Genomic DNA, 26701 nt, shown 5'->3' with positions numbered 1-26701 from the left:
GTCCACGACGGGGGGCGCGAGATGAACACGCTGCACGGCATCAGCACCAGCGCAGTTGTCACGCGTCTGCACGACGTGCACCGGGGTTCCGAGAAGTCCGGTGTGGTGAGCACGCGGGGGTGCGCTCACGGTACCGGGCGTCAGCACACCGGGTTCATGACGGTGGTTGACGCACACACGGGGGAGAACAAGGGGACGGGGGCGGCTCACGGGGGAGCCGCGTACGGGGAGGGCTCGGGGGAGCGCCGCTCGGCGGCGGAGGCGGAGTTCACCGCCTACGTCCAGGAGCGCCGCGCCTCCCTGTACGCAACCGCCTACCACCTGACCGGCGACCGCTTCGCGGCCGAGGACCTGCTGCAGAGCGCGCTGTTCTCGACGTACAAGGCGTGGGACCGGATCAGTGACAAGGCCGCGGTCGGCGGATACCTCCGCCGCACCATGACCAACCTGCACATCAGCGCCTGGCGGCGCCGCAAGCTCAACGAGTACCCGACCGAGGAACTGCCGGAGACGCCCGGTGACACGGACGCGATGCGCGGCACCGAGCTGCGCGCGGTCCTGTGGCAGGCGCTGGCCCGGCTGCCCGAACTCCAGCGCACCATGCTGGTCCTGCGCTACTACGAGGGCCGCACGGACCCGGAGATCGCGGAGATCCTCGACATCAGTGTCGGCACGGTGAAGTCCAGCATCTGGCGGTCACTCCGCCGGCTGCGTGAGGACGAGGTCCTCAGCTTCGGCCGTGACGAGGAGGACGCCTTCGGCGAGCTCGTCGCCTGAAGGTCGGGGGGAGCACCACAAGGGGACCCACGGGGGAACTGCACGGACGCTGGGGGGCGTCCTCGCAGGAGAGTGGGGACTCGGGGGAGGACAACGGGGGAACGGGGAAGCGGGACTGGAGGGCCGGGGGGGTCCGTCCAGTCCCGCTTTCTTCGTGCCCTGACCGCCGCGACCGGCAGGCGCCCTCGGGCACCTGCTGTCGAGGCCGCCTGCTGTCCGGTCGCCTTACGCCCAGGTCATCTGCCACCTCGGCTGTTCCGTCTAGGCCGCCGTGCGGAGGCTCTCGCACCTGCCTGCCGCCGCTGCCGCCAGCCGGCCCATCGCCTCGTCGCGGTCGCAGGCGTACGCGCCCAACGCGGTCTGGCGGGCGACGATCGTGCGCTCCTGCCGCATCAGGCGCCAGCCGCGGCGCAGCAGGAACGGCACCGACTTGCGGCCCTCCTTCAGGTCCCGCAGGAAGCGTCGGCGGAACGTCTTCACCGGGCCCCGGCTCAGGCACAGCGCGTCGGCGAGGACGCCGAGTTCACGGCAGCGCGTGACGATCTCCGCGGCGAAGACGCCCTCCGCGATGAACAGCGGGGTCCGTCCGATGTCGACCGTCTCGTCGCCGGTGCGGGCGCTGAGCGAGAGGTCGTAGACGGGAACCTCCGTACGGCCCGTGCGGCACAGGTCGGTGATCGCGGCGACGGCCGTTTGCGCGTCCCAGGAGTCCGGGTGGTCCCAGTCGATGTCGGAGCTCCCCGCGACCAGGGGCAGTGTCGGGTCGTCGCCCTCCTTGTAGAAGTCGTCGAGCCGCAGCACAGGGAGGCCGGAGCGGGCCGCGAGGAGGGACTTGCCGGAGCCGGAAGGGCCGCAGAGCAGCACGACTCGCGTCGGTATGGGCGCAGGAGAACTCACGGGACACCAGTGTGAGGCATCGACCGGGGGCCGTACGACCCCGCGGGTCGGCTTTGATGCGTGCGTCACATCTCAACTACCCTTCGTGTCGTTCCGATTACCCGCAGCGTCAAAAGGTGGCAGTGATGGCCCGACACGACTCACCCATGAAGCCGACCGCCCAGCGTGCCCTGGCCGTCCTCGCGACCGCCGGCATGGCGCTGGGAGCCGGTGCGGCGGCGGCAGCGGCGGGCACCGGCTCGGTCCTGGACGTGGTCCACACCTCTGTGGGGAAGACCGACCCGCGGGCCGGCCTCCAGGCGGCGAGCGACACCCTCGCCTACACCACCGGCACGATCACGGGCCTCAAGCCCAACCCCCTCGCCGGCACGGGGGTCGACCCGCTCGACAACAGCGTCGGCACCGAGGTCGCCGACTTCGAGCCGATGTCGTCCCGGGAGGTGACGGGGCCGGTGGCGCAGGCGCCGTCGATCGGGGGCATCCCGGTGGTGGAGCGCCTGAACGAGCCGCTCTCGCGGTAACTCACCGCCCTCGCAGCGGGACCTCCCGGACCAGCCACGCCACCGCGAAGGCCACGGCGGACAGTGCGACAACGCCGAGCGCGACGCCGTGCAGGCCGTCCACCACGCCGGTCCGGAACGCGTCTTGGACCGGTTCCGGCAGGTCCCGCAACAGTCCGGGCGTCAGCTCCCCTTCGGCGAGCCGCCCGCCCTCGGCACCGAGCCCGTCCGTCACGGCAGCCGTGAGCCGGCCGGTGTAGACGGACCCGAGCACGGCGACGCCCAGGGAGCCGCCGACGGTGCGCAGCAGCGTCTGGGTGCCGCTGGCCGCACCCATGTCGCGGGGCTCGGCGCTGTTCATGGTGATGAGCATCGCCGGCTGCATCAGACAGCCGATGCCGACGCCGAGCGCCAGCGTCAGGCCGGAGGTGACGGGCACCGTCGTGTCCGTGCCGAGCGTCAGCAGGGACAGTGCCCCCGCCGCGGCCAGCGCGCCGCCCATGACCGGATAGGCGCGGTAGCGTCCGCCACCGGCGATCCGCCGGCCGATGGCGAGCTGGGCGCCCATCATGCCCAGCATCAGCGGGAGCAGCAGCAGTCCGCTCTCGGTGGACGACATGTCCCGCACGAACTGCAGGTACTGCGGCAGGTAGCTCGCCGCCGCGAGCATGGCCGCGCCCGTGACGAAACTGAGGACCTGCGCCACCGTGAAGTTCCGGTCCCTGAACAGCCGGGGCGGGATCACCGGCTCAGGCGCGCGCCGCTCGACCCGCACGAAGGCGGCCAGCGCCACCACACAGGCCAGACCCAGCCCGATGACCTGCGGTGACGTCCAGGCATACGTCGTCCCGGCCCAGCTCGCCAGCAGGGTCAGGGCGAGGATCGCGCCGGTGAGCAGCCCGGCCCCCGCCAGGTCGATCGGAGCCTTCACACGGGCCGTGCGCAGCCGGACACCGTGGCCGATGAGGATCAGCGCGACGGCGCCGACCGGGACGTTGACGTAGAACACCCAGCGCCAGTCCAGGTGGTCCGTGAGGAAGCCGCCGACCAGGGGGCCGCCGATCATCGCGGCGGGCAGCAGCACCCCGATCAGTGACTGGGCACGGCCGGCCTCGGCAGGGGTGAGCAGCGTGCCGATGAGTGAGAGCGCCCCTACGAACAGGCCGCCCGCGCCGATTCCCTGCAGGGCCCGGAAGGCGATCAACTGGCCCATGTCCTGCGCGAGTCCGCACAGCACCGAGCCGGTCAGGAACACGGTGATGGACGTGAGGTAGCTGCCCTTGTGGCCGTACAGGTCGCCGACCTTGCCCCAGATCGGGGTGGAGACGGCCGTGGTCAGCAGATAGGCGGTGAGCACCCAGGAGAGGGCGTCGAGGCCGCCGAGATCGCCGACGATGGTGGGCAGCGCGGTGCCGACTACGGTTCCGTCGAGCGTGGCGAGCACGATGCCGAGGAGCAGTCCGAGGATGACGAGCCGGGAGGGCGGGGCGGGGCGGGCGGCCTCTTCCGTGGCCGTCGCCGTGGTGCGAGTGTCCATGATTCCCCCTGTGTCCGGGCCGGTGGTCAGGCGACGTAGCGGCGGACGGACTTGGCGTCCCGCAGGGCGTGGCCCCACCAGGCGAGCTGGTCGAGCAGGGCTTTGGCGGCCGTGTCGGCGGCGGGGTCCTTGCAGGCGCCGTCCTCGTCGAAGCGGCTCCACGCGTCGTGGAAGCTGACGGTGTTGCGGATGGTCGTGGCGTTCACCTCGGCCATGACGACCCGCAGATGCTCCACCGCGCGCAGGCCGCCGGACATGCCGCCGTAGGAGACGAAGCCGACCGGCTTGCCGTGCCACTCCTCGCCGTGCCAGTCGATCGCGTTCTTCAGGGACGCCGGGAAGCTGTGGTTGTACTCGGGCGTGACGAGGACGAAGGCGTCGGCCGCCGCGAGCCGCGGTGAGACGAGGGCCAGTTGCTCCCGGGAGCCGGGCGGTGGCTGCCGGCCGAACGCCGGGAACACGGTCGGCAGTGGCGTCTTCGCGAGGTCGACGACGTCGGCCACCAGGTCGTCGCGCTGGTCGAGATGGCCGGTCAGCCACTTCGTCACCACGGGTGCGAAGCGCCCCTCGCGGGTCGAGCCGACAAGGACGGCGACACGGAGCGGTTCGGTGGTGTCGGGCATGGATCTCCCCCTGGATGAGTACGGCGTATCTTCTTGCGTACAACGTACACATGGATGTGTACGCCGTCTACTGGAGATACGCTGTACGCGACATCGACCGAGAGGAGCCGGCCATGGCGGTCGCGAAGAAGGAGGGCGAGGAGGGCGGGGCCGAGGCGCCCTCGCTGTGGGAGCGCATGGAGCGGCCCGCCCCCCTCCCGCGCGCCTCGCTGACCCTGGAGCGCATCGCCGCCGCCGCGGTCGAGATCGCCGACGAGGAGGGCGGCGCCGCCGTCACCATGCGCCGCCTCGCCGGCAAGCTGGGCGTCGCCCCCATGGCGGCCTACCGGCACGTCGACGGCAAGGACGACCTGTGGGCACTCATGATCGACCGGGTCTCCCGGGACCTGACCGTCCCGGAGGGCACCACGGACTGGCGGGAGGTGCTGCGCTCCTACGCCCTGCAGTCCCGGGAGCTGATGCTCGCCCACCCGTGGATGGCGGCCATGCCCACCTCGGTCATCATGCTCACCCCGTCACGGATGGCCGTCGCGGAACGGCAGCTGGCCGCCCTCGCCGTCTGCGGCCTGGACGCCGACTCGATGATGGCCGCCTTCCGGGCCGTCACCTCCTTCGTCCACGGCTCGGCCCAGACCGAGATCGCCCTGCGCGACTACCAGGAACGCAACGGCTGGACCAGCGGCGACGAGACCCGCCAGGCGCTCGCCCCGCAGATGCGCTACCTGATCAGCACGGGCCGCTACCCGGCCTTCGAGCAGTACGCCCTCGGCGCGACCCGCAAGGACGACCGGGCCTGGGAGTTCGCATTCGGCCTCGATTGCGTTCTCGACGGCATCGGGCTGCGGCTCGGGGTCTGAGGCGCAGCGGACGGGGAGAAGCGTCCTGGATCAAGGCGCGGAGAAGCCCCGGGCCTCCTGGACGGAGGAGGGCCGGGGCTTCCGTATCGGGGGCGTGGGCTAGTACGAGGAACCCGACGCGCCCAGTGACCCCGTGGGGTGCCAGACCGTTTTGGTCTCCAGGAACGCCGTCAGGCGGTCGATCCCGGGGGTCTCCGCGTAATCCACAGGCTGTGGACGGACGACGCGCTTCAGATTGTCGGCCGCCGCGATCTCCAGTTCCTTCGCCAGCACCTCGTCGGCGCCCGCGAGGTCGATCGCGTTGACGTCCTGGTGGGCCGCCAGCGGGGTCGCGATCTCGGCCGTACGGCCCGACAGGACGTTGACCACGCCGCCGGGGACGTCCGAGGTGGCCAGCACCTCGGCCAGGGACAGGGCGGGAAGCGGGGACTTCTCGCTCGCCACCACGACCGCCGTGTTGCCCGTCGCGATCACCGGGGCGAGCACCGACACCAGTCCCAGGAACGACGACTCCTGCGGCGCCAGCACCGCGACCACACCGGTCGGTTCGGGGGAGGACAGGTTGAAGAACGGGCCCGCGACCGGGTTGCCGCCGCCGACCACCTGGGCGATCTTGTCGGTCCAGCCCGCGTACCAGACCCAGCGGTCGATCGTCGCATCCACGACCGCGGCCGCCTTGGACTTCGACAGGCCCTCCGCGTCGGCCACCTCACGGGTGAACTGGTCGCGGCGGCCCTCCAGCATCTCGGCGACGCGGTAGAGGACCTGGCCGCGGTTGTACGCCGTCGCCCCGGACCATCCGCCGAACGCCTTGCGCGCCGCGACGACCGCGTCACGGGCGTCCTTGCGGGACGACAGCGGCGCGTTCGCCAGCCACTTGCCCTTCGAGTCGGTCACCTCGTACACCCGGCCGCTCTCGGAACGCGGGAACTTCCCGCCGACGTACAGCTTGTAGGTCTTGAACACCGACAGTCGTGCATCAGACATCGAGGTACGCCTCCAGGCCGTGGCGGCCGCCCTCGCGGCCGAAGCCCGACTCCTTGTAACCGCCGAACGGCGACGTCGGGTCGAACTTGTTGAACGTGTTGGACCAGACGACCCCCGCGCGGAGCTTGTTCGCGACCGCCAGGATGCGCGAGCCCTTCTCCGTCCAGATGCCGGCGGACAGGCCGTACGGCGTGTTGTTCGCCTTGGCGACCGCCTCGTCCGGGGTGCGGAAGGTCAGCACCGACAGCACCGGGCCGAAGATCTCGTCCCGGGCGATCCGGTGCGCCTGGGTGACGTTCGTGAACAGCGTCGGGGCGAACCAGTAACCGCTCTCCGGCAGTTCGCACGCCGGCGACCAGCGCTCGGCGCCCTCCGCCTCGCCCTGCTCGACGAGCGAGGTGATGCGGGTGAGCTGCTCCTCGGAGTTGATCGCGCCGATGTCGGTGTTCTTGTCGAGGGGGTCACCGAGGCGGAGGGTGGAGAGCCTGCGCTTCAGGGACTCAAGGAGCTCGTCCTGGATCGACTCCTGCACCAGCAGCCGGGAGCCCGCGCAGCAGACCTGGCCCTGGTTGAAGAAGATGCCGTTGACGATGCCCTCGACGGCCTGGTCGATGGGGGCGTCGTCGAAGACGATGTTGGCGCCCTTGCCGCCCAGTTCGAGCGTGACCTTCTTGTTGGTCCCGGCGACCGTGCGGGCGATCTCCTTGCCGACGGCCGTGGAACCGGTGAAGGCCACCTTGTTCACGTCGGGGTGGGCGATCAGCGCCGCGCCCGCGTCGCCGTAGCCCGGGAGGATGTTGACGACGCCCTTGGGCAGGCCCGCCTGGCGGCAGATGTCCGCGAAGAACAGCGCCGAGAGCGGGGTGGTCTCGGCCGGCTTCAGCACGACCGTGTTGCCGGTCGCGAGCGCCGGGGCGATCTTCCACGCCAGCATCAGGAGAGGGAAGTTCCAGGGGATGACCTGGCCCGCGACACCGAGGGGCCTCGGGTTCGCGCCGAAGCCGGCGTGGTCGAGCTTGTCGGCCCAGCCCGCGTAGTAGAAGAAGTGCGCGGCGACCAGGGGCAGGTCGGCGTCGCGCGTCTCCTTGATCGGCTTGCCGTTGTCGAGCGTTTCGAGGACGGCGAGCTCGCGGGAGCGCTCCTGGATGATGCGCGCGATCCGGAAGAGGTACTTCGCGCGCTCCGAGCCCGGCAGCGCCGACCACTTCTCGAAGGCCCGGCGCGCGGCCTTCACCGCGCGGTCGACGTCCTCGGAACCGGCCTGGGCGATCTCGGAGAGGACCTCCTCGGTGGACGGGGAGACGGTCTTGAAGACCTTGCCGTCCGCCGCTTCGACGAACTCGCCGTCGATGAACAGGCCGTACGAGGGAGCGATGTCGGCGATCGCGCGCGACTCGGGGGCCGGGGCGTATGCGAATACCGAAGACACGTTTTCCATAGTCATGGGGTCTCAGTCCACCGTCACGTAGTCGGGACCGGAGTATCGGCCGGTGGCCAGCTTCTGCCGCTGCATCAGCAGGTCGTTCAGCAGCGAGGAGGCGCCGAAGCGGAACCAGTGGTTGTCCAGCCAGTCCGCGCCCGCGGTCTCGTTGACCAGCACGAGGAACTTGATGGCGTCCTTGGAGGTGCGGATGCCGCCGGCCGGCTTCACACCGACCTGGATGCCGGTCTCCGCTCGGAAGTCCCGCACCGCCTCCAGCATGAGCAGCGTGTTCGCCGGGGTCGCGTTGACCGCGACCTTTCCGGTGGAGGTCTTGATGAAGTCCGCGCCCGCCAGCATGCCGAGCCAGCTCGCGCGGCGGATGTTGTCGTACGTCGAGAGCTCGCCGGTCTCGAAGATGACCTTCAGGCGCGCCGAGGTGCCGCAGGCCTCCTTCACGGCGGTGATCTCGTCGTACACCTTCAAGTATCGACCCGCGAGGAACGCCCCGCGGTCGATGACCATGTCGATCTCGTCGGCACCCGCCGCGACCGCGTCGCGCACGTCGGCCAGCTTGACGTCGAGCGCGGCGCGTCCGGCCGGGAACGCCGTGGCCACGGAGGCGACCTTCACGCCGGAGCCGGCGACGGCCTCCTTGGCCACGGCCACCATGTCGGGGTAGACGCAGACCGCCGCGGTGGCGGGCGTCGTACGGTCCGTCGGGTCGGGCTTGACCGCCTTCGCGCCGAGCGCCCGGACCTTGCCCGGGGTGTCCGCGCCTTCCAGCGTCGTCAGGTCGACCATCGAGATGGCGAGGTCGATGGCGTACGCCTTCGCGGTCGTCTTGATCGAACGGGTGCCGAGCGAGGCCGCGCGGCCCTCGAGTCCGACCGCGTCGACGCCGGGGAGCCCGTGGAGGAAGCGGCGCAGCGCGCTGTCGGACGCGGCGACGTCCTTGAGGGGGTGAGCTGCGGTGAGTGCAGAACTGGGCATGGTCACCAGACGAGCATATCTACGCGCGTAGCGGCTGTACAGTCCCCGGTTCTCTCCCGGGCGGATCCGACGCTTGCCCTCGGGCGGATGAGGGACCCGCGCGAGGGTCCGGCAGAATCGAGGCATGACGAGCCCCGAACCACAGCCGCCGGCGCCGCAGCCCTCGGAGTCCGAGTCCAAGGACCGGGTGTACCGGTCGGTCCCGGCCATCGCCGGTGGCGTCCTGCTGCTCGCCATCGCCGGGTGGCTCGGTATCGACGCGGTGATCTCCGGGGAGGGACGCACCCCGTGGCTCGCGCTCGCCGTGCTGCTCCTCGTCGCACCGCTGGTCGTCGCCTTCACCCTGCGGCCGGCGGTGTACGCCGGCGAGGACCGGCTGCGGATCCGCAACCCCTTCCGGCTCGTCGTCGTGCCCTGGGGCCGGGTCGCCTCGCTGCGCTCCGCGTACTCGAACGAGGTCCTCACCGAGTCCGGTACGAAGTACCAGCTGTGGGCCGTGCCCGTCTCGCTGCGTGCGCGCAAGAAGGCCGCGCGGCGCGAGATGCGGGCGACGGCACAGGCGCGGCGGGAGATGGGCCGGGACGAGGGCCGAGGCAGTGCGCTCGGGATGCGGGCGGGCCTGGGCGATGGCCTCGGCGGGGATTCCGTCTCCGACGGGCCCGTACGGGCCGAGACCGACCGGATCATGGACGAGCTGCGCGGGCTGTACGAGGCGCGGCACCAGGCGGAGTCGGCGCAGGGCGAGGTGACCGTCCGGTGGGCCTACGAGGTGCTGGCGCCGGCGGTCGCCGGGGCCGTGCTGGTGTTGATCCTTGTGGCTCTGGGCTGACCGCCGCGAAAGGGCGATGGCCGGCCGCCGCGAAAAAGTGGTGGAGGCGGTGCGACCCCCGCGCCTAGGTTCGGGGCATGAGTACCCGTACCTTCCGTGTCACCGTGCGAGGCGTCTTCGACGGGCTGAGCGCCGAGCAGCGGGCCGAACTGCTGGAGCGGGCCGCCGAGCACGACGTGCTGCGCGCGGCCTTCACGCCCGAGGGCAGCCTCACCTACGACGTGGCCGTGCGGCCCGCCTTCACCTTCCGCTTCCTGGACTCCGGGGAGGCCGAGGAGGACATCCTGGAGGCCACCGAGCGGGCCGAGGCGTCGGCGCGGGCGTGGCTGGAGCAGCGTGGGTACGGCTACAAGAACCTCAGGTCCACCGCCGAGGACCTCTCCCAGGCGCCTCTCGGCAAGCGGCAGCGGCGGGAGGCCGCCCGGAAGGGGTCCTGAGGCCTCGGCGGGGGGTGCGGACCCTCGGCGGGGTGCGGAGCCTCGGCGGGGGTGGTGGTGCGGGGCTTCGGCTTCAGATGCCCGCCGCCGTGGACAGGTCGCGCTTGATCGACTGCAGTAGCGCCGTCGCCTTCGCGCGGGCTTGCGGGAGGTCCTTGTGCGACCCGACCGGGATCACGACCTCCAGGTAGCACTTCAGCTTCGGCTCCGTGCCGCTCGGGCGGACGATCACCCGCGCGCCGTCCAGGGTGTAGCGCAGACCGTCCGTGGGCGGGAGCTCCGCCGTGCCCTTGGTGAGGTCGTCGGTTCGGGTGATCTGCAGGCCGGCCAGTTCCGTCGGGGGCTGTTCGCGCAGGCGGCGCATCGCGGCGGCGATGAGGGAGAGGTCCTCCACGCGGACCGAGAGCTGGTCCGTCGCGTGCAGGCGGTGCTCCACCGCCAGATCGTCCAGCAGGTCGAGGAGTGTGCGGCCCTCCTCCTTGAGCTGGGAGGCCAGTTCCGTGATCAGCAGCGCGGCGGTGATGCCGTCCTTGTCGCGTACGCCGTCGGGGTCCACGCAGTAGCCGAGGGCCTCCTCGTAGCCGAAGCGCAGGCCCTCGGCGCGGGCGATCCACTTGAAGCCGGTGAGGGTCTCGACGTGGGGGAGGCCCGCCTTCTCGGCGATCCGGCCGAGGAGGGACGAGGAGACGATCGACTCGGCGAAGGTGCCGGTCGCTCCGCGCCGGACCAGGTGGGCGGCGAGCAGCGCGCCGACCTCGTCGCCGCGCAGCATGCGCCAGTCGGTGCCGGGGGTGCCCTGCCTTCCGTCCTGTACGGCGACGGCGCAGCGGTCCGCGTCCGGGTCGTTGGCGATGATCAGGTCCGGGGCGGTCCCGGCGGCGCGGGCCGTCGCGAAGGCCAGGTCCATCGCGCCGGGTTCCTCCGGGTTGGGGAACGCGACGGTCGGGAACTCCGGGTCGGGTTCGGCCTGCTCGGCGACGAGGACCGGCTCCGGGAAGCCGGCGCGGGCGAAGGCGGCCAGGAGGACGTCCTTGCCGACGCCGTGCATCGCCGTGTACACCGTGCGGGCCGTGCGGGGGGAGCCCTCGGACAGGACGGCGTCCGTGCGGGCGAGGTAGGCGTCGAGGACGCTGTCGTCGAGGGTGTCCCAGCCGTCGGTGGGGCGTCGGACGGTGGTGAGGGACGGGACGGCGGCGATCTCCGCCGCGATGTCGACGTCCGCCGGGGGGACGATCTGCGAGCCGTCGCCGAGGTAGACCTTGTAGCCGTTGTCGCGGGGCGGGTTGTGGCTGGCGGTGACCTCCACGCCCGCGACCGCGCCTAGGTGCCTTATCGCGAAGGCGAGCACGGGGGTCGGGAGGGGGCGGGGGAGGACGGCCGCGCGCAGGCCCGCGCCGGTCATGACGGCGGCGGTGTCCTGGGCGAAGTCGTGGGACTTGTGGCGGGCGTCGTAGCCGATGACGACGAGGCCGTTGTCGTGGCCCTGCTTCTTGAGGTACGCGGCGAGGCCCGCGGCGGCGCGGATGACGACCGAGCGGTTCATGCGCATGGGGCCGGCGCCGAGTTCGCCGCGGAGGCCGGCCGTGCCGAACTGGAGCGTGCCGCTGAAGCGGGCGGCGAGCTCGGTGTGGTCCCGGGCGTCGATGAGGCCGGCCAGCTCGGTGCGGGTGTCCGGGTCGGGGTCCTCGGTGAGCCACGCCTGGGCCTGTGCGATGAGTTCTTCGTGCACGGTGTGGGGTCAGCCTCTCCGGTGTGGTGTGTGTGCGACGGTCTGCGGCGGCTTGCGGCGGCTTGCGGTGGCCTGCGGCGGCTTGCGGTGGCCTGCGCGGGGTGGTGGGGGTGCGCGTCTTTCGCCTTGCGCCGGGTGGGGGTCGGGGCCGCGCCGGGGGGTGTCCGTCCTCGGAACGGCGCGATGGGGTCGGAGACCGACTAACCCTTCGTTGACGCGCCAACCGCTGCGGGCGGACACCCCCCGACACGTCCCCTTGCGTCCGACGGCGGGTGCGGCGAGTGGGGCGGGCCGCTCGTCCCGCCCAACTGCGGCACTCGTCCCGCCCAGCTGCGGCACTCGTGCCGCAGGAGTGGGCGGACGCGGCTGCAACCCCCTGGGGGCGCGGGGAACTGCGCGACCAGCCCCTATGGACCCGCAGCCGCCTGGCGGTGCCTCCCCCTGCCGCGAAGCCTTCTTACAGGCGGCCCAGGACCTGCGTGAGCAGGGAACCCATGCGCGTCGCGGAGTCGCGGCCCGCCTGGAGGACCTCCTCGTGGTTCAGGGGCTCGCCCGTCATGCCCGCCGCGAGGTTGGTGACGAGGGAGATGCCCAGGACCTCCGCGCCCGCCTCACGCGCGGCGATCGCCTCGAGGACCGTCGACATGCCCACCAGGTCCGCACCGATGACCCGGGCCATGCGGATCTCGGCCGGAGTCTCGTAGTGCGGGCCGGGGAACTGGGCGTAGACGCCCTCCTCCAGCGTGGCGTCGACCTCCTTGCACAGGGCCCGCAGGCGCGGGGAGTACAGGTCGGTGAGGTCGACGAAGTTCGCGCCGATGATGGGGGAGGTGGCGGTGAGGTTGATGTGGTCGCTGATGAGGACCGGCTGGCCGGGGCGCATGCCCTCGCGCAGGCCGCCGCAGCCGTTGGTGAGGACGACCGTCTTGCAGCCGGCCGAGACCGCGGTGCGGACGCCGTGGGCGACCGCGGCCACCCCGCGGCCCTCGTAGTAGTGCGTACGGCCCAGGAAGACCAGGGCGCGCTTGTTGCCGATCCGGTACGAGCGGATCTTGCCCCCGTGGCCCTCCACCGCCGGCGGCGGGAAACCGGGGAGCTCGGTGACCTGGAACTCGGCCTCGGGGGCGCCCAGGGCGTCCACGGCCGGAGCCCAGCCGGAGCCCATCACGAGGGCGACGTCGTGGGTCTCGGCACCCGTCAGTTCGCGCAGGCGGGCCGCGGCGGCGTCGGCGGCCGCGTGGGGGTCGCCCTGGATGTCGTCCGGAAGAAGAGATGCGTTCACGCCGAAGAGGGTAGCCGCTGTTTGCCTACGCGCGTAGATGGCAGAGCTCACGGGGTGGCGATCGTTGTCTTGTCGTTTCCGACGAGTGGCCTCGCGCGGGCGGCCCCTCAGCAGGGGCGCTTGCGGAGCTCCATCACGTAGTCGTGGGGGGCGCCGGCCGACTCGGCTGCGTCGGCGATCTCGCCCAGGTAGCGCGCGGAGGGCAGACCGCCCTCGTAGGCGTTCAGGGCGAAGGCCCAGGCGCTGTCCTCACCGTCCAGGGTGTGGACCCGTACGCGCGTACGGCGGTAGATGTCGAGGCCCACGCCCTCCCAGCGGTCCAGCGACTCCTCGTCCATCGGGGCGATGTCGTAGAGGGAGACGAAGACCTGGGACAACGGGTCCTCCACGATCGTCGGCAGCGCGCCCTCCCAGCCCATGTGCTCGCCGCCGAAGGTCAGTCGCCATCCGTTCAGCCAGCCGGTGGCGCGCAGCGGCGAGTGCGGGGCGCGGCGGGACATCAGCCGCGCGTCGAGGTTGCCGGCGTACGCGGCGTAGAGCGACATGGGGGAAGGGTACGGCAGGTGGTCCGGCGTCACTCGTGTAACGACAGGCGCATGGGTGGGCCCCCGGGCGGTGTCACGTTGTTGCGTGCGGGACAATGGAGTACGTGACTCGGATCGTGATCATCGGTGGCGGACCCGGCGGATACGAAGCGGCCCTGGTGGCCGCCCAACTCGGCGCGGAGGTGACCGTCGTCGACTGCGACGGTCTGGGCGGGGCGTCGGTGCTCACCGACTGCGTGCCGTCGAAGACCCTGATCGCCACGGCCGAGGTGATGACCACCTTCGACTCTTCGTACGAGGAGCTGGGGATCATCGTCGCCGACGACACCCCACCGATGGAGCAGGCCGCTCGGGTGGTGGGCGTCGACCTGGGCAAGGTCAACCGGCGTGTGAAGCGGCTCGCGCTCGCCCAGTCGCACGACATCACGGCCTCCGTGACGCGTGCCGGGGCCCGTGTCATGCGCGGGCGCGGGCGGCTGGAGGGCATGCAGGCGCTCGACGGGTCGCGGAAGGTGGTGGTGCGCGCCGCCGACGGGAGCGAGGAGACCCTGACCGCGGACGCCGTGCTCATCGCGACCGGCGGACATCCTCGTGAGCTGCCCGACGCCCAGCCGGACGGCGAGCGCATCCTGAACTGGACCCAGGTGTACGACCTCGACGAGCTCCCCGAGGAGCTGATCGTGGTCGGGTCCGGTGTGACCGGTGCCGAGTTCGCCGGTGCCTACCAGGCGCTGGGTTCCAGGGTGACGCTCGTGTCGTCGCGCGACCGGGTGCTGCCCGGCGAGGACCCGGACGCGGCGGCCGTGCTGGAGGACGTCTTCCGGCGGCGCGGCATGAACGTCATGGGGCGTTCTCGCGCGCAGTCCGCCAAGCGGGTGGGGGACCGGGTCGAGGTGACCCTCGCCGACGGGCGGGTCATCACCGGGTCGCACTGCCTCATGGCCGTCGGTGCCGTGCCCAACAGCGCGGGCATGGGGCTGGAGGACGCCGGTGTCCGGCTGCGCGAGTCCGGCCACATCTGGACCGACAGGGTCTCCCGTACGACCGCTCCCGGCGTGTACGCGGCCGGTGACGTGACCGGCGTGTTCGCCCTCGCGTCCGTGGCCGCCATGCAGGGCCGCATCGCCATGTACCACTTCCTGGGCGACGCCGTGGCCCCGCTGAACCTGAAGACGGTCTCCTCGAACGTCTTCACCGACCCGGAGATCGCCACCGTCGGCTACACCCAGGCCGACGTGGACGGCGGGAAGATCGACGCCCGGGTCGTGAAGCTGCCGCTGCTGCGCAACCCGCGGGCCAAGATGCAGGGCATCCGCGACGGCTTCGTCAAGATCTTCTGCCGGCCGGGCACGGGCATCGTGGTCGGCGGTGTCGTCGTGGCGCCGCGTGCCTCGGAACTGATCCACCCCATCTCGATCGCGGTCGACAACAATCTGACCGTCGAACAGATCGCGAACGCCTTCACCGTCTATCCCTCCCTGTCGGGCTCGATCGCCGAGGTGGCACGGCAGTTGCACACGCGCAAGGAGAACGGCGAGGGCTGAGTCCGAAATCGACTCCTCGCTGGTCACGGGGAGTGTTCGACCATTCGTACGGCATAGGCGGCGGGACTAGGCCCTATACCACTTCCCGCTGCTGAGTGCGAACATCTTCTGCTATTCAGCGCAAACTGCTGAAAGCAGACGGTCGCTGGCGTTACTGTCAGTTTCGTGTTCGCTGCAGAACGTCGCCAATTGATCCTCGAAATGGTGCGAGCGAACGGGGCCGTGTCGCTCCGTGAGCTCGCCCGCGTCGTCCAGACCTCCGAAGTGACCGTACGGCGGGACGTGCGCGCGCTGGAGGCAGAAGGACTCCTCGACCGCCGGCACGGCGGTGCGGTACTGCCGGGCGGTTTCACGCGGGAGTCCGGCTTTCCGCAGAAGTCTCATCTCGCGACCGCCGAGAAGACCGCCATCGCCGACCTCGCCGCGACCTTCGTGGAAGAGGGAGAGGCGATCGTGGTCGGGGCGGGTACGACGACCCAGGAGCTGGCCCGCCGGCTCGCCCGGGTGCCCGGGCTCACCGTCGTCACCAACTCCCTCCTCGTCGCCCAGGCGCTGGCCCATGCCAACCGGGTCGAGGTCGTCATGACCGGCGGCACGCTCCGCGGTTCGAACTACGCGCTGGTCGGGAGCGGGGCGGAACAGTCCCTGCACGGGCTGCGGGTGTCGCGGGCGTTCCTGTCCGGGGCCGGGTTGACCGCCGAGCGCGGGCTGTCCACGTCCAACATGCTGTCGGCGTCCGTCGACCGGGCGTTGGTCCAGGCCGCGGCGGAGGTGGTGGTGCTCGCCGACCACACGAAGCTCGGTACCGACACCATGTTCCAGACCGTGCCGACGGATCTCATCACGCGCCTCGTCACGGACGAGCCGCCCGCCCATGACGACCGCGCGGGCACGGAACTCCAGGCGCTGGCCGACCAGGGCGTGCAGATCGCTGTCGCCGGGGGGCAGGGGGGCACGGCCGGGTCGGGTGCGGGGGGCCCGGGGGGTGATTCCGTCCCGGCGCGCCAGCAGCGGCGGGACGTGCCGGTGCCCGGGCCTCGGCGCCAGGTGCCGGGGGCCGGGGGACAGTTGAGGTCTGCCTCTGCATCGATGCTGGGTGAGCAGGGGGCGGAGCGGGCGCGGGTGGCTGATCTGCGGCGCCGGTGACGCCGACGGCGACCTGAGCCCCGGTTTCCTTCCCGGCACCCGGTGTTGTGGCTGAGGCCGGGTGGGTCCGCAACCCGGCGGAGCGGGGTGCCTCCCCCAAGCTCTCGGCTTCGCTCGAGCAGGTGGGACCCCCACGCCCACCCGTGCCGCCCCAGCGGCACGCATGCCCGCAGCTGAGCCCGCCGCCGCGCGTACGCGGGGCAAGCCCGCCGCCGCGCGTACGCGGGACAAGCCCGCCGCCGCGCGTACGCGGGGCAAGCCCGCCGCCGCGCGGACGCGGGGCAAGCCCGCCGCCGCGCGGACGCGGGGCAAGCCCGCCGCCGCGCGGACGCGGGGCAAGCCCGCCGCCGCGCGGACGCGGGGCAAGCCCGCCGCCGCGCGGACGCGGGGCAAGCCCGCCGCCGCGCGGACGCGGGGCAAGCCCGCCGCCGCGCGTACGCGGGACAAGCCCGCCGCCGCGCGTACGCGGGACAAGCACGCCGCCGCGCGTACGCGGCGCAAGCCACGACGCTCCCGCACCCGCGTACGGCGGGAAGGGGACGTGTCGGGGGGTGTCCGCCCGCAGCGGTTGGCGCGTCAACGGACAGTCAGTCGGCGTGAGACCCCATCGCGCCGTTCCGAGGACGGACACCCCCCGGCGCGGCCCCGACTCAGACCCGCGCCGTAGGCGCTCGTTACCCCCGGTGCGGCCACGACCCACTCCCGAGGGGTAGGCCGTACACCTACCGCTGCGCCTCGACCCACCCTGAGGGGTAGGCCGGAAACACCGAGGCGCGGCCCCGACCCCGCCGAGGGGTAGGCGCCGCGCCAAGTATGGGGACGTCAGTCCTTGATCTCGCAGATTGCCGCGCCCGACGTCACCGACGCGCCGATCTCCGCGCTCAGGCCCTTGATCGTGCCCGAGCGGTGTGCGTTCAGCGGCTGCTCCATCTTCATGGCCTCCAGGACGACGACCAGGTCGCCCTCCTTGACCTCCTGGCCCTCCTCGACGGCGACCTTGACGATGGTGCCCTGCATCGGGGAGGCGAGGGTGTCGCCGGACGCCACGGGGCCCGACTTCTTCGCCGCCCTGCGCTTCGGCTTGGCGCCGGCCGCAAGACCCGTACGGGCCAGCGACATGCCCAGCGACGACGGCAGGGAGACCTCGAGGCGCTTGCCGCCGACCTCGACGACGACCGTCTCGCGGCCCGGCTCCTCGTCCGCGTCCACATCGGCCGGCGCGGCGAACGGCTTGATCTCGTTGACGAACTCCGTCTCGATCCAGCGCGTGTGCACCGTGAACGGGTCGGTCGAGTCCGTGAGCTCCGGCGCGAACGCCGGGTCCTTCACCACCGCGCGGTGGAACGGGATCGCCGTCGCCATGCCCTCGACCTGGAACTCCTCCAGCGCACGGGCGGCCCGCTGCAGCGCCTCCTTACGCGTGCGGCCGGTGACGATCAGCTTGGCCAGCAGGGAGTCCCACGCCGGGCCGATGACCGAACCGGACTCCACACCCGCGTCCAGACGGACACCCGGGCCGGACGGCGGGGCGAACGTCGTGACCGTGCCGGGAGCCGGGAGGAAGTTGCGGCCCGGGTCCTCGCCGTTGATGCGGAACTCGAAGGAGTGGCCGCGCAGCTCCGGGTCGCCGTAACCGAGCTCCTCGCCGTCGGCGATACGGAACATCTCGCGCACCAGGTCGATGCCGGCGACCTCCTCGGTGACCGGGTGCTCCACCTGGAGACGGGTGTTGACCTCCAGGAAGGAGATCGTGCCGTCGAGGCCGACGAGGAACTCGACCGTGCCGGCGCCGACGTAGCCGGCCTCCTTCAGGATCGCCTTGGAGGAGGAGTACAGCTCCTCCACCTGCGCGTCGGACAGGAAGGGGGCCGGGGCCTCCTCCACCAGCTTCTGGTGGCGGCGCTGCAGGGAGCAGTCACGGGTGGAGACGACGACCACGTTGCCGTGCTGGTCGGCCAGGCACTGGGTCTCCACGTGCCGCGGCTTGTCCAGGTAGCGCTCGACGAAGCACTCGCCCCGGCCGAACGCGGCGACGGCCTCACGGACCGCCGAGTCATACAGCTCCGGCACCTCTTCGAGGGTGCGGGCGACCTTCAGACCACGACCGCCACCACCGAACGCGGCCTTGATCGCGATCGGCAGGCCGTGCTGCTCGGCGAACGCGACGACCTCGTCGGCACCGGACACCGGGTCGGGCGTGCCGGCCACCAGCGGGGCACCCGCGCGCTGCGCGATGTGCCGGGCGGCGACCTTGTCACCGAGGTCGCGGATCGCCTGCGGCGGCGGGCCGATCCAGATCAGGCCCGCGTCCAGGACCGCCTGAGCGAACTCGGCGTTCTCGGAGAGGAACCCGTAGCCGGGGTGGATCGCGTCCGCGCCCGACTCGCGGGCGGCGCCCAGCACCTTCTCGATGTCGAGGTAGCTGGTGCCCGGCGTGTCACCGCCCAGGGCGAACGCCTCATCCGCGGCGCGGACATGCAGAGCGTCCCGGTCCGGGTCGGCATAGACGGCCACGCTCGCGATACCGGCATCCCGGCAGGCCCGGGCCACGCGGACAGCGATTTCGCCACGGTTGGCGATGAGCACCTTGCGCACGATTGAGGCTCCCTCCTTGAAACAAGCCGAGTTTAGGGACAGCCGACACGACACTTCGACCCGTCCCCAGTGGTGAGCTTGCCCACACGGAGCGTGATGCGTGGCTCGCTCGACTCGCGAAATCCCTTGTCGCACCGCGGTACGCAGTACTCCTGCGGGAAACCCTAGCCGTCTCCTGTGGTCAAGGTCTCTGTCATCACGTGCTGCGGGCCACTCGGTTTCTTTGTCGAGTCCCTACGAATGGCCCAATGATTCTTTGCCCGCTACCGGACCCTTGTCCCCCGGTTTACCGTCCCCCAAGCTCAACGGAGCAGGGGGTGCCCCCATGTAGCGTTCGCGATGTCTTCAAGGGAAGAGGGTGGGCCCGGTGATACGCAGGCCGGTGGCGTGGGTCGTGGCGGTGGTGCTGTTCGCGGAGGCGTTCGGCGTCGCGGCACTCAACTGGTTCCTGGGGATGGTCGTCGACCGGCAGGACATGTCGCTGGCCGGCCTTGACCCGCACATGATGTCGATGTCGTCGAAGATCGGCGGGATCGCCTTCGGCCTCTACTTCGCCCTGTGCGGCCTGGTCGCCCTGCTGGTGGCGCTGCGGGACCGGCCCCCGGCGGGCTTCGGACGCGTGCTGCTGATCAGCGCGGCCGTCGTGCACGCACTGCTGGGCGCGTTCACCTGGGGCCCCGTCGGCTGGCCCGCGTTCCTGTTCATGGAGCTGGTGCTCGCCCTGATCGTGCTGCTGCTGATGACCTACGACCGCCCGGCGGAGCACGCCGACGCCGCGCCCGCGGGCGGGAAGAGCGGCGACGGGTCCCCGGTCACTTCTCCGCCGGCGCCCACAACTCCGTGATGCCCACGCCCAGGTCGGCGAGCAGCCGCCGGACCAGGGGGAGGCTGATGCCGATGACGTTGCCGTGGTCGCCGTCGATGCCGTCGATGAACGGCGCCGAGCGGCCGTCTAGGGTGAACGCCCCGGCGACGTAGAGGGGTTCGCCGGAGGCGACGTAGGAGGCGATCTCCTCGTCGGTCGGCTCGCCGAAGTGGACGACCGTGGACGCGGTGGCGGAGACGTACCGGCCGGTGAGCGTGTCGTAGACGCAGTGGCCCGTCTGGAGGGTGCCGGCCCGGCCGCGCATCGACTTCCAGCGCGCGGTGGCCTCCTCGGCGTCGGCGGGCTTGCCGAGGGCCTGGCCGTCCAGGTCCAGCACCGAGTCGCAGCCGATCACGAGCGCGCCCTTGACCTCCGGCCGGGCCGCCACGACCGAGGCCTTCGCCTCGGCCAGGGCCAGCGCCAGCTCGGCGGGGGTGGGAGCGGTGACGGCGTCCTCGTCGACGCCGCTCACGATCACCTCGGGGGCGAGGCCGGCCTGGCGGAGCAGGCCGAGCCGGGCGGGGGACTGGGAGGCGAGGACGAGTCGGCGGCGCGGCTGATCTGTCATGCGTTCAGCGTATCGGCGTCACCCGGCGCGTCTCACCTCACGCCGATCACGATCATCCCCAGCACCATGGCCAGGGCCAGGAGAACGCTCAGCCGCCGCAGCATGTCCTGCATGTCACGCATCTCGTCGGGCGGTTCGTTCTCGGGGTCGGACCACAGCATGCCACCAGCGTGCGGCCCGGCAGGGCGGGGCGCCTGAGTAGCGGTACTCAAATCGGCGCCCCGCGTTTCTGCCACGTGCGCGGTTCCCCGCGCCCCTCGGGACGGGAGCTCTAGCCCGGCCAGTAGGTGCGGCCCCATGCCGACGGCCCCGGCTGGGGCAGGCGGTGGGCGGCGATGCGGGACGGGTCGGACCAGGAATCGCGGGACGTCGGCGCGCCGGGCGGGGCGGCTGCCACCGCCGCGGCGCGCGCCCTGACCACCGCCAGGGCGGCGGCCAGCTCCTCCGGGGTCGGGTTGCCCCGTACGACCTTGATCGTCATGTGGGCCTCCTGGGCTCGCTGCGGGCTAGAGGGGGATGTTGCCGTGCTTCTTCGGGGGCAGGGATTCCCGCTTCGTACGCAGTTGACGCAGACCCCGTACGACGTGCCGGCGGGTCTCGGACGGCATGATCACCCCGTCGATGTAACCGCGCTCGGCCGCGACGTAGGGGTTGAGGAGGGCGTCCTCGTACTCCTGGATCAGCCGGGCCCGGACCGCCTCCAGATCCTCGCCGTTCGCCTCGGCCTCCGCGATCGTGCGGCGGTGCAGGATGTTGACCGCGCCCTGGGCGCCCATGACGGCGATCTGGGCGGTGGGCCAGGCGAGGTTGAGGTCGGCGCCCAGGTGCTTGGAGCCCATGACGTCGTAGGCGCCGCCGAAGGCCTTGCGCGTGATGATCGTGATGAGCGGGACGGTCGCCTCGGCGTAGGCGTAGATCAGCTTGGCACCGCGGCGGATGATGCCGTCGTGCTCCTGGCCGACGCCGGGCAGGAAGCCGGGGACGTCGACGAACGTGATCACCGGGACGTTGAAGGCGTCGCAGGTCCGCACGAAGCGGGCGGCCTTCTCGCTGGCCTTGATGTCCAGGCACCCGGCGAGCTGTGTCGGCTGGTTGGCGATGATGCCGACGGGGTGGCCCTCGACCCGGCCGAAGCCGGTGACGATGTTCGGCGCGTACAGCGGCTGCGTCTCGAAGAACTCGGCGTCGTCCAGGACGTGCTCGATCACCGTGTGCATGTCGTACGGCTGGTTCGCGCTGTCCGGGACGATCACGTCCAGCTCGCGGTCCTCGTCGCTGACCTCCAGGTCGGCCTCCTCGGGGAAGACCGGCGCCTCGGAGAGGTTGTTGGACGGCAGGTAGGACAGCAGCTGCTTGATGTACTCGATGGCGTCCTTCTCGTCGCCCGCCATGTGGTGGGCGACGCCGGAGGTCGCGTTGTGGGTCCGGGCGCCGCCCAGCTCCTCGAAGCCGACGTCCTCGCCGGTGACGGTCTTGATGACGTCGGGGCCGGTGATGAACATGTGCGAGGTCTGGTCGACCATGACCGTGAAGTCGGTGATGGCCGGCGAGTAGACCGCGCCGCCCGCGCACGGTCCGACGACCAGGCTGATCTGCGGGATGACGCCGGAGGCGTGGGTGTTGCGGCGGAAGATCTCGCCGTAGGCGCCGAGCGAGGCGACACCCTCCTGGATCCTCGCCCCGCCGGAGTCGTTGATCCCGATGACCGGGCAGCCGGTCTTCAGGGCGAAGTCCATGACCTTGACGATCTTCTGGCCGTAGACCTCGCCGAGGGCACCGCCGAAGACGGTGAAGTCCTGCGAGAACACGGCGACCGGGCGGCCGTCGACGGTGCCGTACCCGGTGACGACCCCGTCGCCGTACGGGCGGTTCTTGTCGAGGCCGAAGTTCGTGGAGCGGTGCCGGGCGAACTCGTCGAGCTCGACGAAGGAGCCCTCGTCGAGCAGGAGGTCGATCCGCTCACGGGCTGTCAGCTTGCCCTTGGCGTGCTGCTTTTCGACGGCACGAGCGGAGCCGGCGTGTGTCGCTTCCTCGATGCGTCGCTTCAGATCCGCGAGCTTGCCCGCGGTCGTGTGAATGTCGGGCTGCTGCTGCTCTTCCGGCTCGGACATCGGGATGCGGCTCCCTGCCTGCTCAAAAGGGGGGACGGTTACTCATCCGTAGACTAGTGGGGTGCCTCGGCATCGGCAGTGCGGCGTTTACCACACCTAGGGTGGCTTGCATGACGCCGCGAGATGCATCAGAGCCGAACGGGAGCCGCTGGTCCGACCTGGACCGTCCGCCCCTCAATGTCACCGCCCTGCGCCGGGGTCTGCTGCGGCCGGAAGGGCTGTGGTCGGAGGTGGAGGTGGTGCAGCGCACCGGTTCTACCAACTCCGATCTGGTGGCCCGGGCGGCGAAGGGGGAGGTCACCGAGGGCGCGGTGCTGATCGCCGAGGAGCAGTCGGCCGGGCGCGGGCGCCTGGACCGGCAGTGGACGGCACCGCCGAGGTCCGGTCTCTTCTTCTCGGTCCTGCTCACGCCGGGCGAGGTGCCGGTGGCGCGGTGGGGCTGGCTGCCGCTGCTCACGGGCGTTGCGGTGGCGACGGGGCTGTCCCGGACCGCGGGCGTGGACACGGCCCTGAAGTGGCCGAACGACGTGCTGGTCACGGTGGGGGAGGAGGAACGCAAGGCCGGCGGCATTCTGGCCGAGGGAGCCGGCGACGGTGGGGTCGTCATCGGGGTCGGCATCAACGTCTCGCTGAAGGACGACGAGCTGCCCGTGCCGACGGCGGGCTCCCTGGCGCTGGCCGGGGCGGTGAGCACGGACCGCGATCCGCTGCTTCGCGGGGTGCTGCGTTCCCTGGAGAACTGGTACGGCAAGTGGCGCGCGGCCGAGGGCGAACCGGGGGTGTGCGGGTTGCAGGAGGCATATGCGGCAGGCTGCGCGACGCTCGGGCGGGTGGTGCGGGCGGAGCTGCCGGGGAATCGGTCGGTCGTGGGGGAAGCGGTGGCCGTGGACGGAGACGGGCGGCTCGTACTGGCGACGGAGGCGGGGGTGCAGGAGCCTGTCGGAGCCGGGGACATCGTGCACCTGAGGCCGGCGTGAGCGCCTGAGGCCGGGCGCGGGCCAGGTGCTTCCAGCCCGTCCGGCGATGAAGGACGAGGCCGCTCAGGCCGAAGCGGGGGTCTGGGCGGCAGCCCCCGGAGGGCCCGGCACCAACGCCGAGTAGCGGGCAAACCCCGGGCACCCACCCCTCGGCCGAACCTGACGGAGTGAGCTGGCGCACACCTGCCGTAGAGTTGAGGCCGGTCGATACATGACCGTGACAGATCGGAAGGGCAACACGCGTGACCGTCGACGACTCGGGTTCCGGCACGGACGCGCAGGGCGCCGACTCCGGCGAGGATCCGCTCGCCCTGCGCCTCGAAGGGCTCATCCTGGGCGCCGAGCGCCGCTACACCCCGTTTCAGGCGGCCCGCAGCGCCGGCGTCTCCATGGAACTGGCCTCCCGCTTCTGGCGGGCCATGGGCTTCGCCGACATCGGTCAGGCCAAGGCCCTCACCGAGGCCGACGTCCTCGCGCTGCGGCGCCTGGCCGGTCTCGTGGAGGCGGGCCTGCTGAGCGAGGCGATGGCCGTTCAGGTCGCCCGGTCCACGGGGCAGACCACCGCGCGGCTCGCCGAGTGGCAGATCGACTCCTTCCTGGAGGGACTGACCGAGCCGCCCGAGCCGGGCATGACCCGCACCGAGGTGACGTATCCGATCGTCGAGCTGCTCCTGCCCGAGCTGGAGGAGTTCCTCGTCTACGTCTGGCGCCGCCAGCTCGCCGCCTCCGCGGGACGGGTCGTGCAGGTGGCGGACGACGAGGAGATGGTCGACCGGCGCCTGGCCGTCGGCTTCGCCGACCTGGTCGGGTTCACGCGGCTGACCCGACGCATGGAGGAGGAGGAGCTCGGCGAACTGGTCGAGGCCTTCGAGACCACGGCCGCTGACCTGGTGGCCGCGAACGGCGGGCGGCTGATCAAGACCCTCGGCGACGAGGTGCTCTACGCCGCCGACGACGCGGGCACGGCCGCCGAGATCGCCCTGCGGCTGATCGAGACCATGGCGCACGACGAGACGATGCCGGAGCTGCGCGTCGGCATGGCGTTCGGCACGGTGACCACCCGTATGGGTGATGTGTTCGGTACGACCGTGAACCTGGCCTCCCGGCTCACGTCGATAGCCCCGAAGGACGCCGTGCTGGTGGACACCGCCTTCGCCGAGGAGCTGATCCGTACGCAGGACGCTCCGGCCTCGGAGGCGGAGGCGGCCGAGGAGGCCGCGGCGGCGGAGAAGGAGGGCGAGGAGCCCCCGGTCTACCGGTTCGGGCTGCAGCCGATGTGGCAGCGGCCGGTGCGTGGGCTGGGCGTCGTGGAGCCGTGGCTGCTCACGCGGCGCGACGGGGCCCCGTAGCCGCTCGTCGGGTCCCTGTGCCGGGCGCCGGATCCGTGTGGAGTGCCGGGTCCTTGTGCCGGAGTGCGAGGTCCTCGTGCCGGAGTGTCGGGTCCCTGTGCCGGAGTGTCGGGTCCCTGTGCCGGAGCGCCTCGCCTCGCTCGTCAGGGGCGGTCGACCGGGGAGTCCACGCACAGGCCGATGACCGGCACGCACAGGTCCGGGTCGTGGGGCTTCTTCGGCTCCTCGGGTGCGGGTGCGGGATCCGGTGTGGTCCGGGTCGGCGGGGCGGGTGGGGGAGGGGCCGGGCGGGGCGCGTCGCCGGATTTTGAGGCCGTCGGTGAGGGGGCGGGGGCGTTCGGCGTGCCGGGGACGGTGATGGGTGCCGGGGTGTCGGCCGTGGCCGCCCCCGGGGTGTCGGCCGTGGCGGACTGGGACGGCCGGGTGCCCTTGGCGACCGGCGACGGGGTCAGGCCGCCCAGGGCCGTGGTGGAGGAGGGGCTCGCGTCGGGGTCGGCCGGGAGGCTTGCGGCGGTGCGGGTGGCGTCGTCCGTGGAGTCCGTGGAGGTGGCGGCGGGGTCCGGGCGGGGGCCGGCCCCGAGGGTGCCCGCCTCGGAGCCCGGGCCGGAGGTCAGGCGCAGGAGGCTCAGGGCGCCCGTGGCGAGGGCGAGGCCGCCGGCGGCGAGCAGGACCTTGCGGGGGCGGGGCTTGCGGTGACGACCCCGGACACGCGGTGCGAAGGGGCCGATCTCGGCCGGGGCCGGCTCGTGGGGCGCGGGCTCAGGGCGGTTCGGTGTCGTGGTGGCCTGGTGGGGCGCGGGCTCAGGGCGGTGTGGTGCCGTCGTGGCCTGGTGGGGCGGGGGCTCACGTCGGTGCGGTGTCGTGGTGGCCTGGTGGGGCGCGGGCTCACGTCGGTGCGGTGTCGTGGTGGCTCTGGTGTTCTCTCGTGGCCTCGTCGGCGTGTTCGTCGTCCTCACGGTCCCTCCCCGAAACGATCCCTCCCCGCAGCACATGCGCCCCCTGTGCGCCGTGGGGGACGCACGCTATGCGCTCCCATGGGCGGTTGTGCCGGAGTTGGGGTGATGTCACTCGAACGGGTGGGCGGGGGGTGGTGGAAGCCGGGCGAGTCCGCCCTTTCGCGGGTCGGGTGGGGCTGCGATGATCGAACCGTCGACCTTGTTAACCCGCGTTAACCGGAGGGTGTCATGAGTGAGGAACGGTTCGGGGAGTTCGTGCTGGTGCGGCGGCATGAGCAGGGGCATGTCGCGGAGCTCGTCCTCGACCGGCCCAAGGCCATGAACGCGGTGTCGACGGAGATGGCGCGGTCCATCGCCGGGGCCTGTACGGCGCTGGGGGAGGACCGGGACGTGCGGGCGGTCGTGCTGACCTCGACGCATGAGCGGGCCTTCTGCGTCGGGGCGGATCTGAAGGAGCGGAACTCCTTCAGCGACGCGGACCTGCTGCGGCAGCGCCCGGTGACGCGGGGGGCGTACACCGGCGTCCTGGAGCTGCCGGTGCCGACGGTGGCGGCGGTCCACGGCTTCGCGCTCGGTGGCGGGTTCGAGCTGGCGCTGGCGTGCGACGTGATCGTGGCGGACCGGACCGCGGTGGTGGGGCTGCCGGAGGTGTCGGTCGGGGTGATCCCCGGGGGCGGGGGCACGCAGTTGCTGCCGCGGCGCGTCGGGGCGGCCCGGGCGGCCGAGCTGATCTTCTCCGCGCGGCGGGTGGAGGCCGTGGAGGCGGGCGAGCTGGGGCTGGTCGATCAGTTGGTGGAGGAGGGGCGGGACCGGGAGGAGGCGCTCGCTCTGGCGGCGCGGATCGCCGGGAACTCGCCGGTGGGGCTGCGGGCGGCGAAGCGGGCCTTGAGGCTCGGGCAGGGGCTCGACCTGCGGGCCGGGCTGGAGGTCGAGGACGCGGCATGGCGGGCGACGGCCTTCTCGGGTGACCGGGCGGAGGGGGTCGCGGCCTTCAACGAGCGGCGCAAGCCGCAGTGGCCGGGGGAGTAGCGGCCGAGGCGGACCCGGGCGCCCGTTCCCACCCGCGAACCACAGCCCCGCTCCCACCCGCCAATCACAGCCCCGCGCCGAACAGCACGGCCGGGGCGACCCACACCAACCGGTCGTCCCCGTTCGCGTCGTAAACACGTCAGTCTGG

25 protein-coding genes and 1 pseudogene are annotated in these 26701 nt (G+C 71.9%); 11 read left to right on the top strand and 15 right to left on the bottom strand.

What is annotated here, in order from left to right; genetic code table 11:
* The first annotated feature begins 21 nt into the window (after positions 1–21).
* Positions 22–777, top strand: coding sequence for a SigE family RNA polymerase sigma factor (locus tag FDO69_RS01370; RefSeq protein ID WP_104777710.1), 756 nt, complete (start codon positions 22–24; stop codon positions 775–777).
* 261 nt (positions 778–1038) lie between these two features.
* Here FDO69_RS01370 and FDO69_RS01365 read toward each other — a convergent pair whose 3' ends face one another.
* Positions 1039–1743 (bottom strand): uridine kinase family protein, encoded by a 705-nt coding sequence (locus tag FDO69_RS01365; RefSeq protein ID WP_104777709.1) that lies wholly within the window; start codon positions 1741–1743, stop codon positions 1039–1041.
* 56 nt (positions 1744–1799) lie between these two features.
* Here FDO69_RS01365 and FDO69_RS01360 point away from each other — a divergent pair, with 56 nt between their 5' ends.
* The gene (locus tag FDO69_RS01360) at positions 1800–2195 is read left to right on the top strand and encodes a hypothetical protein (RefSeq protein WP_104777708.1); all 396 of its coding nucleotides are present in this window, start codon (positions 1800–1802) and stop codon (positions 2193–2195) included.
* Between the two features lies 1 nt (position 2196).
* Here the strand turns inward: FDO69_RS01360 and FDO69_RS01355 are convergent, their stop codons facing one another.
* Both FDO69_RS01355 and FDO69_RS01350 read right to left on the bottom strand, forming a co-directional pair.
* Positions 2197–3711 (bottom strand): DHA2 family efflux MFS transporter permease subunit, encoded by a 1515-nt coding sequence (locus FDO69_RS01355; RefSeq protein ID WP_234387803.1) that lies wholly within the window; start codon positions 3709–3711, stop codon positions 2197–2199.
* Between the two features lie 26 nt (positions 3712–3737).
* The gene (locus FDO69_RS01350; protein ID WP_104777706.1) at positions 3738–4334 is read right to left on the bottom strand and encodes an NADPH-dependent FMN reductase; all 597 of its coding nucleotides are present in this window, start codon (positions 4332–4334) and stop codon (positions 3738–3740) included.
* A gap of 50 nt (positions 4335–4384) precedes the next feature.
* Here FDO69_RS01350 and FDO69_RS01345 point away from each other — a divergent pair, with 50 nt between their 5' ends.
* Complete coding sequence (locus FDO69_RS01345) at positions 4385–5191, top strand: TetR/AcrR family transcriptional regulator (RefSeq protein ID WP_234387802.1); 807 nt, start codon at positions 4385–4387, stop codon at positions 5189–5191.
* Between the two features lie 99 nt (positions 5192–5290).
* Here FDO69_RS01345 and FDO69_RS01340 read toward each other — a convergent pair whose 3' ends face one another.
* Genes FDO69_RS01340 through deoC form a run of 3 tightly spaced genes read right to left on the bottom strand, consistent with a single transcriptional unit; the run spans position 5291 to position 8591 of the window.
* Positions 5291–6178: an aldehyde dehydrogenase family protein gene (locus FDO69_RS01340; RefSeq protein ID WP_104777705.1), complete on the bottom strand. Its 888-nt coding sequence runs from the start codon at positions 6176–6178 to the stop codon at positions 5291–5293.
* Complete coding sequence (locus FDO69_RS01335) at positions 6171–7607, bottom strand: aldehyde dehydrogenase family protein (RefSeq protein WP_104777910.1); 1437 nt, start codon at positions 7605–7607, stop codon at positions 6171–6173. The genes FDO69_RS01340 and FDO69_RS01335 overlap by 8 nt, the downstream gene beginning before the upstream one ends.
* 21 nt (positions 7608–7628) lie before the next feature.
* Positions 7629–8591: a deoxyribose-phosphate aldolase gene (gene deoC, locus FDO69_RS01330; protein ID WP_104777909.1), complete on the bottom strand. Its 963-nt coding sequence runs from the start codon at positions 8589–8591 to the stop codon at positions 7629–7631.
* Between the two features lie 124 nt (positions 8592–8715).
* On the opposite strand from deoC, the gene FDO69_RS01325 reads away from it, so the two are divergent.
* Together FDO69_RS01325 and FDO69_RS01320 are read left to right on the top strand one after the other, a co-directional pair.
* Positions 8716–9420: a PH domain-containing protein gene (locus FDO69_RS01325; RefSeq protein ID WP_104777704.1), complete on the top strand. Its 705-nt coding sequence runs from the start codon at positions 8716–8718 to the stop codon at positions 9418–9420.
* 77 nt (positions 9421–9497) lie between these two features.
* Positions 9498–9857, top strand: a complete 360-nt coding sequence (locus FDO69_RS01320; RefSeq protein ID WP_104777703.1) for a DUF6204 family protein — start codon at positions 9498–9500, stop codon at positions 9855–9857.
* A 73-nt stretch (positions 9858–9930) separates the two neighbouring features.
* Here FDO69_RS01320 and FDO69_RS01315 read toward each other — a convergent pair whose 3' ends face one another.
* The 3 genes from FDO69_RS01315 to FDO69_RS01305 form a co-directional block, all read right to left on the bottom strand.
* Positions 9931–11586, bottom strand: coding sequence for a phospho-sugar mutase (locus FDO69_RS01315; protein WP_104777702.1), 1656 nt, complete (start codon positions 11584–11586; stop codon positions 9931–9933).
* 457 nt (positions 11587–12043) lie between these two features.
* Complete coding sequence (locus FDO69_RS01310; protein ID WP_104777701.1) at positions 12044–12868, bottom strand: purine-nucleoside phosphorylase; 825 nt, start codon at positions 12866–12868, stop codon at positions 12044–12046.
* Positions 12869–12975: 107 nt separating this feature from the next.
* Positions 12976–13413, bottom strand: a complete 438-nt coding sequence (locus FDO69_RS01305) for a gamma-glutamylcyclotransferase family protein (RefSeq protein WP_104777700.1) — start codon at positions 13411–13413, stop codon at positions 12976–12978.
* A gap of 86 nt (positions 13414–13499) precedes the next feature.
* Here FDO69_RS01305 and FDO69_RS01300 point away from each other — a divergent pair.
* A pseudogene (locus FDO69_RS01300) lies at positions 13500–14957 on the top strand (NAD(P)H-quinone dehydrogenase); the annotation flags it as partial.
* A 165-nt stretch (positions 14958–15122) separates the two neighbouring features.
* Positions 15123–16103, top strand: a complete 981-nt coding sequence (locus tag FDO69_RS01295; protein WP_104777698.1) for a DeoR/GlpR family DNA-binding transcription regulator — start codon at positions 15123–15125, stop codon at positions 16101–16103.
* Between the two features lie 822 nt (positions 16104–16925).
* Here the strand turns inward: FDO69_RS01295 and FDO69_RS01290 are convergent.
* On the bottom strand, positions 16926–18698 hold the full coding sequence (locus FDO69_RS01290) for an acetyl/propionyl/methylcrotonyl-CoA carboxylase subunit alpha (RefSeq protein WP_104777697.1): 1773 nt from the start codon (positions 18696–18698) through the stop codon (positions 16926–16928).
* Positions 18699–19065: 367 nt separating this feature from the next.
* On the opposite strand from FDO69_RS01290, the gene FDO69_RS01285 reads away from it, so the two are divergent.
* Positions 19066–19542 carry a hypothetical protein gene (locus tag FDO69_RS01285; protein ID WP_104777908.1) on the top strand — a complete coding sequence of 159 codons (477 nt, stop codon included), beginning with the start codon at positions 19066–19068 and terminating at the stop codon, positions 19540–19542.
* On the opposite strand, the gene FDO69_RS01280 is transcribed toward FDO69_RS01285, so the two are convergent.
* From FDO69_RS01280 to FDO69_RS01265, 4 genes are all read right to left on the bottom strand, one after another.
* Positions 19511–20131 carry a Maf family protein gene (locus FDO69_RS01280; protein ID WP_104777696.1) on the bottom strand — a complete coding sequence of 207 codons (621 nt, stop codon included), beginning with the start codon at positions 20129–20131 and terminating at the stop codon, positions 19511–19513. The genes FDO69_RS01285 and FDO69_RS01280 overlap by 32 nt on opposite strands.
* 32 nt (positions 20132–20163) lie before the next feature.
* Entirely contained in the window at positions 20164–20292 is a 129-nt protein-coding gene (mmpB, locus tag FDO69_RS42640; protein WP_104777695.1) for a morphogenic membrane protein MmpB, read from the bottom strand.
* A gap of 110 nt (positions 20293–20402) precedes the next feature.
* A complete protein-coding gene (locus FDO69_RS01270) occupies positions 20403–20612 on the bottom strand; it encodes an acyl-CoA carboxylase epsilon subunit (protein WP_104777694.1) in 210 nt (69 codons plus the stop codon).
* A gap of 25 nt (positions 20613–20637) precedes the next feature.
* Positions 20638–22242: an acyl-CoA carboxylase subunit beta gene (locus tag FDO69_RS01265; RefSeq protein WP_104777693.1), complete on the bottom strand. Its 1605-nt coding sequence runs from the start codon at positions 22240–22242 to the stop codon at positions 20638–20640.
* A gap of 110 nt (positions 22243–22352) precedes the next feature.
* Between FDO69_RS01265 and FDO69_RS01260 the strand changes: the two genes are divergently transcribed.
* Together FDO69_RS01260 and FDO69_RS01255 are read left to right on the top strand one after the other, a co-directional pair.
* Positions 22353–23219: a biotin--[acetyl-CoA-carboxylase] ligase gene (locus FDO69_RS01260; RefSeq protein ID WP_104777692.1), complete on the top strand. Its 867-nt coding sequence runs from the start codon at positions 22353–22355 to the stop codon at positions 23217–23219.
* A 242-nt stretch (positions 23220–23461) separates the two neighbouring features.
* Positions 23462–24568, top strand: coding sequence for an adenylate/guanylate cyclase domain-containing protein (locus FDO69_RS01255; protein ID WP_104777691.1), 1107 nt, complete (start codon positions 23462–23464; stop codon positions 24566–24568).
* A gap of 143 nt (positions 24569–24711) precedes the next feature.
* Here the strand turns inward: FDO69_RS01255 and FDO69_RS01250 are convergent, their stop codons facing one another.
* Positions 24712–25524 (bottom strand): RodZ family helix-turn-helix domain-containing protein, encoded by an 813-nt coding sequence (locus FDO69_RS01250; RefSeq protein WP_167526498.1) that lies wholly within the window; start codon positions 25522–25524, stop codon positions 24712–24714.
* Positions 25525–25752: 228 nt separating this feature from the next.
* Here FDO69_RS01250 and FDO69_RS01245 point away from each other — a divergent pair, with 228 nt between their 5' ends.
* A complete protein-coding gene (locus FDO69_RS01245; protein ID WP_104777690.1) occupies positions 25753–26553 on the top strand; it encodes an enoyl-CoA hydratase/isomerase family protein in 801 nt (266 codons plus the stop codon).
* Positions 26554–26701 lie beyond the last annotated feature (148 nt).

It is taken from the genome of Streptomyces tibetensis, from assembly GCF_007655005.1.
Classification (GTDB): domain Bacteria; phylum Actinomycetota; class Actinomycetes; order Streptomycetales; family Streptomycetaceae; genus Streptomyces; species Streptomyces tibetensis.
This window is presented reverse-complemented; position numbering and strand designations above follow the sequence as displayed.